This window comes from Phocaeicola sp., from assembly GCF_048170425.1.
In the GTDB taxonomy this organism is placed as follows: domain Bacteria; phylum Bacteroidota; class Bacteroidia; order Bacteroidales; family Bacteroidaceae; genus Phocaeicola.
In genome coordinates this window covers 1-14,313 of sequence record NZ_DBEXBB010000175.1, presented here as the reverse complement: position 1 = coordinate 14,313, position 14,313 = coordinate 1, and the positions used below count along the sequence as shown (strand labels likewise).

The window sequence follows — 14,313 nt, the reverse complement described above, 5'->3', positions numbered from 1 at the left end:
TGGTGTGTGCGAACACACATACCATTCTATCCGGCCAGAGGAACAAAATAAGAACCTCACCACCATAAAATAAACCTGTGCTTAACTTTTCCATGTTTCTCTTGTAGGAAACGTTTGTTTCCGCTTCCTGAGCCATAGGTCTTGCATATGGGAAATGTACGGTTCTGGGGCGGGAAATGTAGAAAACAATTCAGCACACAATGCAAGGCATCAATACATCCTCACTTCATGGCAATCAGAAATTCATCATCCGCCGAATTTTCTCCAAGAACCGTGCGGCATGAATCCTATTTTTTGTGTATGACCGGGCAACAGTAAAAAAACAAATATAAGGAAAACGAATCCTGCCCCGTCGTATTCTCAAATGAAGCCTGTGTCACAAATATATCCTAACAGATGAATCATGGATTATCTTTCCTCGCCTTTCGTTTGTAGGAAAAGCTCTGCCATTTCTCTTCCGGCCATTGCTGCCGCTGCATTTCAAACCGGGCCATGACGAAAAGCAAATCCGACAGGCGGTTGATGAACCGGAGAATCTCTCCCGGCACAGTATCCTTGCGGTGGAGCGTCCACAGCCTTCGCTCCGCCCTGCGTGCCACGGCCCTTGCATACTGCAACTGGGCAGACAGCGGGGTGCCTCCCGGCAGGATGAAGTAGCCATTGTCTTCCAGCTGCGACATCATCTCATCCATCCATTCCTCACAAAACTTATCCAGCTCCTGCGGCAGCTCGTTCGGGTTCTGCGCTCTGAAGGCAGAAGGAGTGGCCACATGACTCATCACGACCATCAGGCTGCGCTGTATAAAACAGAGTTTGTTCTGCCACTCGTCCGTTTCCGGCAACATACTTCGGATGATACCCAATAAGGTATTCAGTTCGTCCAGGCAACCGTTTGCTTCGATGCGAATGTCATCCTTGGGCACGCGTGTGCCTCCATGAATACCGGTCGTTCCCTCGTCTCCGGTACGGGTATATATTTTTCGCATAATTCGATGTATATGTTAGTCCCACAATTTAAAAAAGTCATTCTCTCCCCAGTACCAGTGCGTGTATCCGGCAATCACGTTCTTGTAACGGTACAAGGGGGTGTCTACCGCCGCACCTTTCACATTGTACTGGCTCACTTCGGAGGGAAGCAAATCGGGCTGGACGACCGACGAATAATGGAATTCGTGTCCCTTGAGTTGCATCCCGCGATACTGTGCCGTACGATACCCCAGGTGCAGACGCATTTTTTCCAGCGTACATTCCAAAGGCAATACGCCTGCCATCGGGCAGGAAGCGCCCTCGCGTGAAATCAGTTTCCGGCACAAATACATCATGCCTCCGCACTCGGCAAAAAGCCGTCCTCCGCGTTCGGCAAAGTCTCTCAACTGTGCCCCTAACTTTTCATTACGGCTCAGCGCTTCGGTGAAAAATTCCGGATAGCCGCCCGGCAGATACACGTAATCCGCCTGTGGCAGTTCATCGCCTGCCAGCGGACTGAAGGTCACCACATCTGCCTTCCGGGAAAGAACGTCCAGGTTTTCTTTGTAGAGAAAGTTGAATGCAGCATCCCGGGCCACTGCAATCCTTGGCCGCTGAAGTCCGTCGGAGAAGGTAACCGATGAAGCCGGATGGGCATCGTGTATTTCCAGCGGACGTACGGCCATCTCTAACAGACGTTCCACATTCACGTACTGCTCAATCCCGTCGGCCACCCTGTCGGACAAGGCATCAATTTCTGATTCCTTGCCGATGGTCAGTCCCAAATGTCGGGAGGGGACTTCTATATCCGGCATCTTGGGCAGATAGCCTAAGTCGGCCACTCCCACATCGGCACAGGCGTCTTTCAGGTATGAATAGTGCGAAGGGGAACCTACCTGGTTGAAGATAACTCCTGCCACCTCCACCTTGGGAGAAAAATGCTTCAACCCATACAGGATTGCAGCAACGGTATAGGCCGAAGAGCGTGCATTGAGGATGACTACGACGGGCAGGTTCAGCAGGGAGGCTATCTCAGCACTGCTTCCTTTCATCCGGTCGTACCCGTCGAACAGGCCCATCACGCCTTCCGCCACGCAGGCAGAAGCGTCCTGGGCATACTGGGCATACACTTCACGCACATGGTTCTCCGAAGCCATCCAGGTGTCCAGGTTGACAGATTCCCGGCCCGCCGCAATGGCATGAAACTTCCCGTCAATGTAATCGGGTCCGCACTTGAAGGGTTGCACGTGCATGCTTCTTCGTTTGAATACCCTCAGCAGTCCCATCGTAAAGGTGGTCTTGCCGCTTCCGGAGGCGGCTGCTCCAATCAAGAATTGAGGTTTGACTAACGACATAAGCTTTCAGTCTTTTGCATTCGCATAATCTTTCTTTTTCTTTACGATGTCAACCTGTTTGTGCTGGAGGATAAAGCGGATATGGTCGATGTAAATCTGCTGGATGGCGGGTTGCTCGCCCAATCCTTCCATCAAGGGCGTGACTTTGTATCCTTTTTCCTCCAAGGCTTCCTTCATGTCGACCGCGATGTCGTTTTTGGCATGGTCGCCAGCCACAAACATGAAGGGAACCAGCTGTACTTGCGTGATTTTCTTTTGTGCCTGCAACCTGTCGACGGCATTGTCGAAGGTGGGATAGCCTTCTACCGTACCGACGGCAAAATCAGAATGGCCTTCGGCTTGCAGCATGTAATCCAGCATGGCATACTGTGCGGTGGCGGGTGTATAAGTGCCATGGCCTACCAGTATGGTGAAAGTTTTCTCCCGGCTTTTCTCTGCCAGACAGTCTATCACCTGCTTGTAGTCGTCGGGCGTGTAAAGCAATGGCATACCCAGACGAATCTCCTTGAACAAAGGACGCATCTGGTCTATGTCTTTACGGAGTGACTCCATCTCTATGCCGTCAATGATGTTAGTCGACTGGATAATCACGTGGGTATACCCTTCCGCTTTCAACTGGGCCAGTGCTTCCACCGGATTCAGCTTGCGCACGCCGCGCTTGGCCAGCCGGCGCATGATGATACGCGAGGTATAGGCTTCACGGAAATCCAGTTGGGGAAATTCTGCCCTGGCTTTCTGGTTGATGGCGTCGATGGTAAGGGCACGGGTATCATCGTGCGTGGTACCGAAATGCACCATCAGCAGCGCGATTTTATCGCCTTCCTGAAGATTCTGCATCACATCTTCGTGCACAAAATTTTCTTCTGCATGTACATAAGCGGGAAAGGATAAACCACATAAAGCGATATAGCAGGAAACAAGAATCGATTTTACTTTCATAAGTACATTAAATTCGTGAATAATAATCTCACGCAAAGATAATGCCATCTTCCCATTTCCCGGAAACGGACAATACTATAGATTGTTATAGTATGACAAAAAGTAATTATAGAGCGTTTGTTTTTAATTATATCCTTTAACTTTGCAATACAGTTTCTCGTTTGAAACGGAATAGAATAAACACTTTTTACATACTCCTCCAACGGGTTTGTATGGCAAAAAGTCATAACACACAAAAAATAGACCATGAAGCATCTAATTGGGTGGGTATGTCTGTGCATACCCTTCTTGTTTGGCTGTACAGGAAAAAAGAGTTCGAATGTGGATGATAAAGCGAATGTAAACAGCACTTTCACCGCTGCCGACACGAATGCCTGTATTGTTCCTGAATACGCAAAAGGATTTCAAGTGACATACACCGAAAAAGGCTATTGCCTGCTGGACATCAAGGACCCGCAAAAGGAAGAAGGCGGAGAGTCTTATCATTTTGTGCTGAAACCGAAAGGATTGAAAATCACGGATATGCCGCAAGGTTATACCGTCATAGAAACGCCTGTCAAAAGTACTATCTGCATGACCTCCCTGCAACTGTCCAACTTTATCAAACTGTCGGCACTGGATGCCGTGGCCGGCATTACGAGTACCCGTCATCTTTTCAATGCCGACATGCAGAAAAGGCTGGATGAGGGGAAGACGCACAAGATTGGCATAGAGGGCAATTTTGACAATGAGATTATCATGGGTATCAACCCCGACATCATCTTGATTTCGCCTTTCAAGCGCGGAGGATATGATGCGCTGACGGAAGTGGGCATCCCCCTCATTCCGCACCTGGGATACAAGGAAATGACTCCTCTGGGACAGGCAGAATGGATTAAGTTTGTCGGGCTGCTGATTGGGAAAGAAGAGAAAGCAAACCGGATTTTTGCTGCCATAGAGAAACGTTATCAGGAACTTATTAAGCTTACCTCGCAGGTGAAAAAACGGCCTGTTGTATTCAGCGGTGAACTTCGAGGGGGCAACTGGTATGCCGTAGGGGGAAAGAGTTTTCTTGCCCAGTTGTTCAAAGATGCCGGAGCCGACTATTTCCTGAAAGATGACATACATTCTGGAGGAGTTTCACTTGACTTTGAAACCGTATACAGTCAGGCGGCCTACGCGGACTACTGGAGAATCGTCAACAGCTACAAAGGGGATTTTTCCTATAACGCCCTGCAAACTGAGGACATCAGGTATGCCGATTTTCAAGCCTTCAAGAAAAAACAGGTCATTTACTGCAACATGAGCCAGAAGCCGTTCTATGAGAGTATGCCCATGGAACCGGAAGTGGTGCTGGCAGACCTGATTGCGATTTTCCATCCGCAGTTGTTGCCCGACCATACTCCACGCTATTACGAACTGTTAAAACAATAACTTTCCTGCCGCATGAAACGTCCGGTCGCACTTTATATGTTGCTTATCGCCCTATTGATTTTCGTGTTCTTCCTGCTGAACATCCTTTTAGGGTCTGTACAGATTCCGTTCAAGGATATATGGCACATTTTATGGGGAGATTACGACGGGAATGAGATATGGCAGAATATCGTATGGAAATCCCGCATCCCGCAAGCGCTGACGGCACTGGTGGCGGGAGCCGGACTGTCGGTAAGCGGACTACAGATGCAGACGGTGTTCCGTAATCCGCTGGCCGGACCATCTGTCCTAGGAATCAGCTCGGGGGCCAGTATGGGCGTGGCCTTTGTGGTCTTGCTGTCGGGCACTATCGGGGGCGTCGCTTTAAGCAAAGTGGGCATCATGGGCGAAATCGCCTTGACCATTTCGGCTATTATCGGTTCATTGTCTATCATGGCGCTTATCATCTTCGTTTCGCAGAAGGTGAAGGGAAACGTGACACTGCTGATTATCGGAGTGATGGTGGGCTACGTGGCCAATGCGGTCATCGGGGTACTGAAATATTTCAGTGTGGAAGAAGACATACGGGCCTACGTCATCTGGGGATTGGGAAGCTTTGCCCGCGTATCCGGCAACCAGATGACCTTGTTTGTTTCTATTATGCTGGTGCTCCTGCCGCTTTCGTTCCTGCTGGTGAAGACCTTGAACCTGCTATTGTTAGGGGATGCCTACGCGCGCAACTTGGGACTGAACATCAGAAGAGCCAGGTTGCAGGTCATCACCTGTTCCGGCGTATTGGTGGCCATCGTCACGGCCTACTGCGGACCAATTATCTTTTTAGGACTGGCGGTTCCTCACTTGTGCCGCAGCCTGTTCCGCACGTCAGACCACCGCATCCTGATGCCCGCTTCCCTGTTGATGGGAGGAGCCATGGCTCTTGTGTGCAACCTGATAGCGCGCATGCCGGGATTTGAAGGGGCACTTCCCGTCAACTCTGTAACGGCCCTGGTAGGGGCTCCGGTGGTAATATCGGTTTTGTTCAACAAACGACGCAATGACATGAACGAATGATGGAAAAGAACCATATACAAATCAATCATCTCACAATCGGATACAAGGAAAAAGGCAACCGGAAAGTGGTGGCCTCCGACATCAATGCGACCATCAAAAGCGGGGAACTGACCTGCCTGTTGGGAGCGAACGGTATCGGAAAATCCACGCTGCTTCGTACCTTGTCCGGATTTCAGGCTCCGTTAGGAGGCAAAATTATCGTCAGGGAAAAGCCATTGTCTGCGTATTCCGACAAGGAACTGGCCACTATCATTGGCGTGGTGCTGACAGAGAAATGCGAACTGAGAAACATGACCGTGGAAGAGCTGGTGGGCATGGGACGAAGTCCGTACACCGGATTCTGGGGACGGCTGGGCAAGCACGACAAGGAGGTGATTGATGACTCCATCAAGCTGGTCAACATCGAGCACCTGAGATACCAGATGGTGCATCAGCTGAGCGACGGCGAGAGACAGAAGGCCATGATTGCAAAGGCGCTGGCTCAGCAGACGGACATTATTTTCCTGGACGAGCCGACGGCCTTTCTCGACTTTCCGAGTAAGGTGGAGATTATGCAACTGCTGCACCGTTTGTCGCATACAAGTAACCGCACCATCTTCCTGTCTACTCATGACCTGGAACTGGCATTGCAGATTGCCGATAAAGTCTGGCTGATGAACAAGGAGAACGGCGTGAGAACCGGCACCCCGGAAGATTTGTCACTGGATGGCAGTCTCAGCCATTTCTTCTTGCGGAAAGGTATCCGGTTTGATATGGAAAGCGGTCTGTTCCGTATTGCCAAACAGGCTACGGTTTCTGCACGTCTCCTCGGAGAGGGATACCGGTATACCATGGTGCAAAAAGCACTTGCCCGACACGGAATTGACGGAAACAGAGCGCACGAGTCCGACTGGTACATAGAGGTTGCCGACACGTCTTTCCTGCTCCATCCTGCCAACGGACAGACTGTGCAAGCATCCACCATCGAAGATTTACTGCAGTCAGTGCACCAGCTGCTTGCCGCCCTGCCCCGTTAAACGGCAAACGATATGTCCCTCCTCGTCTATCAGCATCAGCGTAAGTTCCGTCCGACTGAGCAAGGACAGGCAATGTTTCATACACAAATTAAGAAGTGCAGGAAAGAAAAGCACCGCATCCGGTTCCGGTAGTCCTTTCCACAGCTCTCTGGCCAGCGTCATATTCCCAATTACCTTCTGTGCCTCCGGAGAGCAGCCGCAGTCATAGGCCAGTTCCATGAGGAACTGCTTGTTCATCACCACCTGCTTGCTGTAGGTATTCAGGTGCCCCTCTGCCAGTTTCACCGCTTTTCCCAACATGATGCCCATCGTCACTTTGCTAATGTGCAGGTCGTCCGCAATCTTCAGCGTGTCACCGATATAATTCCCGTAATGCACAAATGCCTGCGGGGGCAAATCCGGATATTCACGTTTCACGAATTTCTCGCTTTTCGCTCCGGAGTTGATGACCAGCCGGCTGGCTCCGATTGCCTGGCAGACTTCTACTTCCCGACGAATGGCTTCCACAAAAGCCTCGGAAGAAAAGGGCCGTACAATGCCCGAGGTTCCGATGATGGAAATCCCTCCCACAATGCCTAATTTGGGATTGAACGTACGAAGGGCAAGCTCCTCTCCTCCCGGTACGGAAATCGTTACCTCCAGTCCCCCGTCGTACAGTGCCGACAGTTCCCGGACAATCATCTGCCGGGGTACCGGATTAATGGCGGGCTCTCCCACCGGAAGTCCCAGCCCCGGAAGAGTGACTTTCCCTACTCCTCTTCCCTGCAGGAAACGAATGCCGGGTTGCGCAGAAAAAGAAACCTTAGCTTCTATCACGCTGCGGTGGGTCACATCGGGGTCGTCGCCCGCGTCTTTCACCACAGCAGCCGTGGCCGATGCCTCCTCTTCCTGCCAGACCGACTTGACCGGCAAGGATAACTCCTCCCCGTCGGGAATATGAAAGCGTACCTCTGAAAGAGACTCACCGGTAAGTAACCTGATTAAGGCAGCCTTGCCCGCAGCCGTGGCACATGCCCCGGTCGTATAGCCGCTGCGCAAAGGATAAAAATCGGGCAGCAAGCGTTCGATGACCTTACGCAGTCCGTGTATGCCTGTCACCGTGATAAAACTGGCCGGTAGCGAAGGTCGGCAAACCGCATAGACCGGGATGCCCAAACGACGGGCTGCTTCCAGCTTCTCTACAAAACCTCCGCTCTCCCCACTTTCTTTGGTCAAGATGGCCTGAGGCTTCAATTTCTCTAAGAGTTCCGTCTCCGGTGCGTCTTCGTGGTAGAATACCAGCCGGCTCGCATCGAAGCCCTGTTGCACGGCCAGCGAAACAGATTCTTCCCTATCCAGAATACGGAACCAACATTCCGGTCGCAAGGTATCATCGGCCCAGAAGCCGCGCAGCTTACCGATGGTCTGTACGCCTGTCAGCGCCAGAAGACGGGAAATACCATCTTCCTTCAGCCGACGGACAGCCTCCTGATAATCCTTGCACCAGATGACTTCATCCGTCCGTGCAGGATAGGTACGTTCAAAGCGAACCACATCCAGGTGAAGCTTCCGGCTGACCTGCTCCACGGTCTCGTGCAACTGGACGGCAAAAGGATGAGCCGCATCAATCAAAAGGCGTATGCCTTGGGAGCGGCAGAAATCTTCCATCTTTTCCGTATCCATGCCTCCGGTCACACGCTGCCCGTGGAGGCAACATACTTGCTGTAACTCTCCGCGCGTAGAGTAGAAATAAGGCTTGCCCGATTCGTCCAGCACCTTCACGGCCAGGCGGCCTTCCGTAGTTCCACCTAATACCAGTATCATGAGCGAAACAAGTGTGTAAAGTCTGAAGCATACAAACGCGAGAGTCCCTTGCGGTTATCTATCGCTTCTCCCACTACCAACAGGGTGGTCAGTGTCAGATTGTTTTCACGTACGATACGTGCCAAATCCTTCAGTACGCCCCGGTATATTTTTTCTTCCTTCCATGTCAGTTTATAGCAGGCTGCCACAGGAGTCTCCGGCGGATAAGCCTGCAACAACTCTCTCTGCACATCCTCCACAATGGATGCGCTCAGGTAGATGCACATGGTACTTTGTGACTGGGCCAGCTTGTGCAACTGTTCTTTCTCCGGCATGGGGGTTCTTCCCTCTCCACGGGTCAGGATAATGCTCTGCACTTTTTCCGGTATGGTGAACTGCGAACGCAAAGCAGCGGCAGCGGCCTGGAAAGAAGAAATTCCCGGCGTGATGTGATAGCTCATACCGTAGGCATCGAAGAACGCCATCTGCTCCTGGATGGCTCCATAGATACACGGGTCGCCGGTGTGAAGACGGACCACGAACAGTCCCTTGTCGTAAAACTCTTTCATCAGGGCAAACTGTTCCTGCAAATCCATGTGGGCCGAACTGCGTACCACTGCCCCCTCCTTTGCATAATAAGTCAGTTCACGCGGCACGAGACTGCCGGCATACAGTACCAAATCGGCCTTTTCAAGCATCCGCTTGCCACGCACGGAAATCAGTTCCGGGTCACCCGGTCCGGCTCCTACAATTTCGATATGCCCTCCACGCAGCGCATTTGCATCCAGTGTGACGGCAAAAGTGAAATGCGAACCCGGCACCAACTCTCCTTTCTGTTTTTCAATTAACCACTTTCCACATCCGCTGCTCTTGAAAGCCGCACTCTCGGCCACCCCATACACTCCGGTCACGTCATGGACTTTCTGCGACGGATTGGGAATCTCCATACCACTCAGTTCCTCCGGAATATAGATGTAAAGCTTTGCCTGTGGCCATTTATCCTGCAACACCTTCAACAACGGTTCGTCTTTCTTCAGTTCTATCGTACTGATAGTAGCCAGTGACAACGGGGAGAGACGACGGGATTTCATGAAATCCTCGATGTACTCCGCAACCCCGTCGGGCACACACTGTTTCTTACAACCCACTCCCAAATGCAACACCTGCGGACGATAATACAACGCCTGTACTGGAGCCTCGTACTCATAAGGAGTGACAGCTATCAGCAGGTCTGTTTCTTCGAAAGGAATATCCTCATAATGATAATAAGCCTTGACATACGACGGAAGCGTACGTTCCAGCCAGGCGGTACCCTTGTCCTTTATGTCCAACAGCAAGGCCACTCTTTCCCGATTTACGAAGCGAGCAATCGCGCGGTTCATTTCCTCGTGCGTACAGGCAGTCTGCCATCCGAATCGGGAAGCCAGCAAATCCAGCGCCCATACCCCGTTGCAGTCGCTCTGGGTAGTAATGACGGCCTGAGCACCAAGAATCGACGAAATCTGCCCTGCCCACTCATTGGCTCCTCCCACATGACCGGACAATACCGGAACCACAAACTGCCCGGTACTGTCCATGCATACCACAGCCGGATCGGCATATTTGCTCGACACACAGGGAGCAATACAGCGCACACAGATACCCATAGCACCGATAAACAGGAAGCGGTCGTATGCCGCAAACGAAGCCGCCACGAAATCACCGTATGATTCCACCTGCGTACATCCGTCCAGTGACTTTTGTGAAAAAATGGTACAATCTCCCAACTCCTTCTGTAGCAACTGCGCCATCGGCAATGCCTGAGAAGATATCAATATAATGGCTGTTTTCTCTTTCATTCTGCTTTCAATATTTCAATTGGATTATGGGCATCCACCACAAGTCGGATGCGTTCGGTTACCCGGCGCCCAACCTGAGCGATTCCCTCATAAAACTGCTGTAAACTGTCCTCACTTACTGAATTGAACACAATCACTCCCCCCGGAAGCAATACCTCGTCTACCCGCTTCAGCAATTCTGGCAGCCGACCGCCATGTCCGCCTATGAACACGGCATCCGGACGGGGAAGATCGGCTAAAGGCAACTCCATGAAATCCCCGCCTACGAAGCGTATTCCGGGAGTGCCCCACCTGACACTGTTTGCCCGCAACAACTCTTCTCCCTCCGGACGACGTTCGAATGCCACCACGTCGAGGTCGGGATACACACTTTTCGCCTCAATGGACACGGAACCGGTGCAACTGCCGATGTCCCACAACACCGTGCGAGCCTGCAAATCCAGCATGCTCAAGGTCTGCAAGCGTACGGGTCTTTTCGTAATCATGTTGACACGCCCGTTCAGCAGGTGGAATTCCGATTCATTCAGTCCGAGCGGACGACGACGCAGCCCCGTACGCAGAAGAATCATGCAGTTGGGCGACGTAAATTCGGAGCTCATGGCTTCTTCCACTGTAAACTCCCGTACCCGCTCGTCCGAAATATTGCCTAAAGCCTCTCCCACATACAAGCGGTAGTTGTCGTATCCGTATGCATGCATACGGGCAGCGATGGCCGCCGGAGTCTTGACTTTGTCGGTCAGCACACCGAGCATGCCCTCCCCACGGATAAGGGCGGCATCAAACGCCTTCCACGGACGGCCAGTGAGCGATACCATCCGCATATCCTGATACGGCAACAGCAAGCGATGGGCCAGCATCTGCAACGAGTTGAACGTGGGGTACACCCGGATGCAGCTCTCGGGCAACACACGCTGCACCGTGTTGGCAAAGCCGAAAAACAACGGGTCGCCGGAAGCAAAAACCACAATCTCACGGTACGCGGCATATTGCCGGAACACCTTGTCCAAAGGCACGGTAATGTCTATCCACACCGCTCCTGCGGGCAGGAACCGCTCCACCAGCTGATGATGACGTATGCCCCCCGAAAACACTTTCCCCCTAGAAATGACCTCCTGCACCTGAGGAGAAAAGTAAATCTCGGCACTGTCGCTGATACCGATAATATGAAATGACTGCTTACACATCCCGTCCCGGTTTTAATGATTCCGCATCATCCAAGGTCATGATGGCATTTACCAGGGTAGCTGCCAGGTTACTTCCCCCCTTTCGGCCTTCTACAATCAATTTAGGCACCTCCTTAAAGGTCTTTACCATGTACTTGCTTTCGCACACATGTACAAAGCCTACCGGTGCCGCGATAATTCCTCCCGGATGTGCCTTTTGCTTTCTCATCAGAGAACACAGCTCCATCAAGGCCGTAGGGGCATTTCCAAATACGAACAGCGCATCCGGATGTTCCTCTACCGCCAGACGGACGCCCGCCTGCGTACGGGTAATCTTTTTCTCCGAAGCCATCTGTGCCACCCTCTCGTCGTTCAAGTAGCACTTCACCTCCAGCCCCAGCCGTTCAAGAGCCCGTTTCCGGATACCCGATGCCGCCATGGTCACGTCGGTCACAATGGTACGGACCTTTCCCTCCACCAGCAACGCATGCAGTCTCTCCACGGCATTCTCGTCGCTGTAAAGCAGGTTCTCCATCTCAAAATCGGCCGTCGTATGAATCGCATGCAGCAACGCCCACTTGTGCCCGAGCGGCAGATACGGATTCTTCAGTTCCCTGGCGATGGTAGCGAAACTGTTCATCATAATCTCCTGACCTATTCCTGCAGCATCCGGTTTCTCCTGCTGATAATATCCGCGTGGAGTAATCAGGTGGCCGTTCCATTCATACGACTGCGAATTGCCTATCAGCACAACCGTAAACATGTCCACCTCCTCCGGGTCAAAGTCGGCCAGTGTCGTGATACGGACCACCTCTTCCTCACGCCCTGCCTGACGAACATAGCCCACCGGCGTATCCGCCTCACGCTCCTGCATGAAAATCTCCTTCAGGCGATGCAGTTGCCAGTACCGCCCCTCACTCTTCGGATTGTAGACCGCCGTCACGAAATCGGCCGATGCCGCCGCCCGGATGCGCTTCTCAATCTTCTCCCACGGTGTGAGCAGGTCGGACAAGGAAATCACGCAGAAATCATGGCCCACCGGTGCCCCTAATCTGGCAGCGGCCTTCTGAAACGCGCTGATACCCGGCAACACTTCTATGATGACCTCACTCCTGCGCTCCCGCTTCATCTCATACATCAAGGGAGCCATTCCGTAAATGCCGGAGTCGCCCGAACTGATGACACATACACACTTTCCCTGTTCTGCCAGTTCGAATGCCTGACGGGCACGGTCGCGCTCGCGTTTCATACCCGTATCCACACACTCTGCACCCTCCTTCAGATACTGACGCACAAACTGGAAGTAATAATTATATCCCACTACTACGTCAGAAGTCATCAAAGCCCGGGCTACCGCCGGAGTGATATCCTCCGGGGAGCCCGGGCCTATGCCTGCTACTATTATTTTGTTTTCAGTCATCTTACTTTGATTCTATCACCTTTCTTATAGTTGCAAAGTTAACGATTTAATCAATTCTCCACTACTCTTAATACATCAAAATAATAACCTTGCGCTATATCTGCCCCTTTTTCGGTAACCCCTGTAGCGATGTCATAAATATAGATACAGGTACTTGTCTCTGTATTGACACCGATATAGGCCTTTCCGTTTACCACCACCGAACGCTGAGAGAAACGGCCGCTGCTGTAACCAACTTCCTTTCCGTCGCATGTCAGACGGGTTCTTTTACCGGTCTTCAAATCTACGATGGAATAATACAGGCTATACGTATCTCTTTCTGTATTGGCCGACTGGTTTCTGGCATAAGTCAAAGCCTTACCGTTACCCAGGTATTGAACCGTACACAATTTTCCGTCCGCATCGGGATAACCGTTGTAAGAAGCATCAAAATCAGACTCCCCTTTATTGATACGCAGCAGACAGCCTTCTTCCAGTTCACCCTTCTTGGTAAAGGCTGCAAGGTAAAGATTCCCATCCTCATCGTATGTCACACATTCCTGCAACAGCTGCCCGTAAGAAGTGCCGGCCATTTCTGCGGCACAAGTATTGACCTTATTGCTTTCCACTTTCATCTCCGAAGGATTGATGACAGCCGTCAGGAAGTTGGAAGTAGCTACCCCTTTTCTGCCGGCTTTATCCTTTCCATAATAGAAATAAAACAGCTTGCCGACTTTTTCATTGTAGGCAAGAATACCCGTCGTAGTGAATACAGCCGCACGCTCTGGCAATGGCAGATTCAGTGTACCTTCCGACAAAATGCTCATATCCTCCGCATTCAGTTTGGTCCAGATGATTTTATCCGCATCCCCATTGGCCGCCATCACAAGCAACGTCTTGTCGTCCAGCCACGCATGCGTGTACTTTCTTTCAGTATACGAATTCACCACAAAAGGCTGCTCCTGCACAATTTCTATCTTGTTGTTTACAATCTGAAATTTGGTAAAGCGGGCCTGCTTGCTCGGAACCTGATAATAATATTTCCCTTTTGAAATCAGCTCGATGGTATAAGGATTCAGTTCCACTCCGGAACCCTGAATGTCTATCATCGGCTGATCGGCCGTAAGCGATTCCACACTTTTCACGATGGTGTTTTCTCCTCCGCCCATACCTCCATGCTCGCCTACCGACATGAAAATATCAAAATGGACTTTCCCGACAGGTTCCGGTTCTTCATTTCCACCACCCGGAGCATCATTGCTACATGCCACAAAAGAAAAAAGTGCGGTAGCAAACACACTCGCTTTCAGGAAACTCATGAAGGTAACTTTCATTTTTTTCATACACATAATTTTAAGATTAAATATTAATATTGTTTTTCTTTTCGTCTGA

11 protein-coding genes are annotated in these 14,313 nt (G+C 51.3%); 3 read left to right on the top strand and 8 right to left on the bottom strand.

The genetic code is table 11. The features are described 5' to 3' along the window. Positions 1-401: 401 nt before the first annotated feature. Genes ACMJ0U_RS06845 through ACMJ0U_RS06835 form a run of 3 tightly spaced genes read right to left on the bottom strand, consistent with a single transcriptional unit; the run spans position 402 to position 3,260 of the window. Positions 402-986, bottom strand: coding sequence for a cob(I)yrinic acid a,c-diamide adenosyltransferase (locus ACMJ0U_RS06845; protein WP_417129098.1), 585 nt, complete (start codon positions 984-986; stop codon positions 402-404). Between the two features lie 15 nt (positions 987-1,001). Continuing rightward, positions 1,002-2,321 (bottom strand): cobyrinate a,c-diamide synthase, encoded by a 1,320-nt coding sequence (locus ACMJ0U_RS06840; RefSeq protein WP_417129097.1) that lies wholly within the window; start codon positions 2,319-2,321, stop codon positions 1,002-1,004. Between the two features lie 6 nt (positions 2,322-2,327). Next, positions 2,328-3,260 carry a sirohydrochlorin cobaltochelatase gene (locus ACMJ0U_RS06835; RefSeq protein ID WP_417129095.1) on the bottom strand — a complete coding sequence of 311 codons (933 nt, stop codon included), beginning with the start codon at positions 3,258-3,260 and terminating at the stop codon, positions 2,328-2,330. Positions 3,261-3,506: 246 nt separating this feature from the next. Here ACMJ0U_RS06835 and ACMJ0U_RS06830 point away from each other — a divergent pair, with 246 nt between their 5' ends. The 3 genes from ACMJ0U_RS06830 to ACMJ0U_RS06820 are packed head-to-tail and all read left to right on the top strand — an operon-like array spanning position 3,507 to position 6,739. After that, entirely contained in the window at positions 3,507-4,673 is a 1,167-nt protein-coding gene (locus tag ACMJ0U_RS06830; protein WP_417129094.1) for an ABC transporter substrate-binding protein, read from the top strand. A 12-nt stretch (positions 4,674-4,685) separates the two neighbouring features. Continuing rightward, entirely contained in the window at positions 4,686-5,723 is a 1,038-nt protein-coding gene (locus ACMJ0U_RS06825; protein ID WP_417129092.1) for an iron chelate uptake ABC transporter family permease subunit, read from the top strand. Then, on the top strand, positions 5,720-6,739 hold the full coding sequence (locus ACMJ0U_RS06820) for an ABC transporter ATP-binding protein (RefSeq protein ID WP_417129090.1): 1,020 nt from the start codon (positions 5,720-5,722) through the stop codon (positions 6,737-6,739). Before ACMJ0U_RS06825 ends, ACMJ0U_RS06820 begins: the two co-directional genes overlap by 4 nt. On the opposite strand, the gene cbiD is transcribed toward ACMJ0U_RS06820, so the two are convergent. Genes cbiD through ACMJ0U_RS06795 form a run of 5 tightly spaced genes read right to left on the bottom strand, consistent with a single transcriptional unit; the run spans position 6,704 to position 14,264 of the window. Next, on the bottom strand, positions 6,704-8,542 hold the full coding sequence (cbiD, locus tag ACMJ0U_RS06815) for a cobalt-precorrin-5B (C(1))-methyltransferase CbiD (RefSeq protein WP_417129088.1): 1,839 nt from the start codon (positions 8,540-8,542) through the stop codon (positions 6,704-6,706). The genes ACMJ0U_RS06820 and cbiD overlap by 36 nt on opposite strands. Further along, complete coding sequence (cobM, locus tag ACMJ0U_RS06810) at positions 8,539-10,359, bottom strand: precorrin-4 C(11)-methyltransferase (RefSeq protein WP_417129086.1); 1,821 nt, start codon at positions 10,357-10,359, stop codon at positions 8,539-8,541. Before cobM ends, cbiD begins: the two co-directional genes overlap by 4 nt. Next, complete coding sequence (gene cbiE, locus ACMJ0U_RS06805; protein ID WP_417129084.1) at positions 10,356-11,543, bottom strand: precorrin-6y C5,15-methyltransferase (decarboxylating) subunit CbiE; 1,188 nt, start codon at positions 11,541-11,543, stop codon at positions 10,356-10,358. Before cbiE ends, cobM begins: the two co-directional genes overlap by 4 nt. Further along, positions 11,536-12,942 carry a precorrin-3B C(17)-methyltransferase gene (gene cobJ, locus ACMJ0U_RS06800; RefSeq protein WP_417129082.1) on the bottom strand — a complete coding sequence of 469 codons (1,407 nt, stop codon included), beginning with the start codon at positions 12,940-12,942 and terminating at the stop codon, positions 11,536-11,538. The genes cbiE and cobJ overlap by 8 nt, the downstream gene beginning before the upstream one ends. 50 nt (positions 12,943-12,992) lie before the next feature. Next, positions 12,993-14,264 (bottom strand): hypothetical protein, encoded by a 1,272-nt coding sequence (locus ACMJ0U_RS06795; RefSeq protein WP_417129081.1) that lies wholly within the window; start codon positions 14,262-14,264, stop codon positions 12,993-12,995. Between the last annotated feature and the right edge of the window lie 49 nt (positions 14,265-14,313).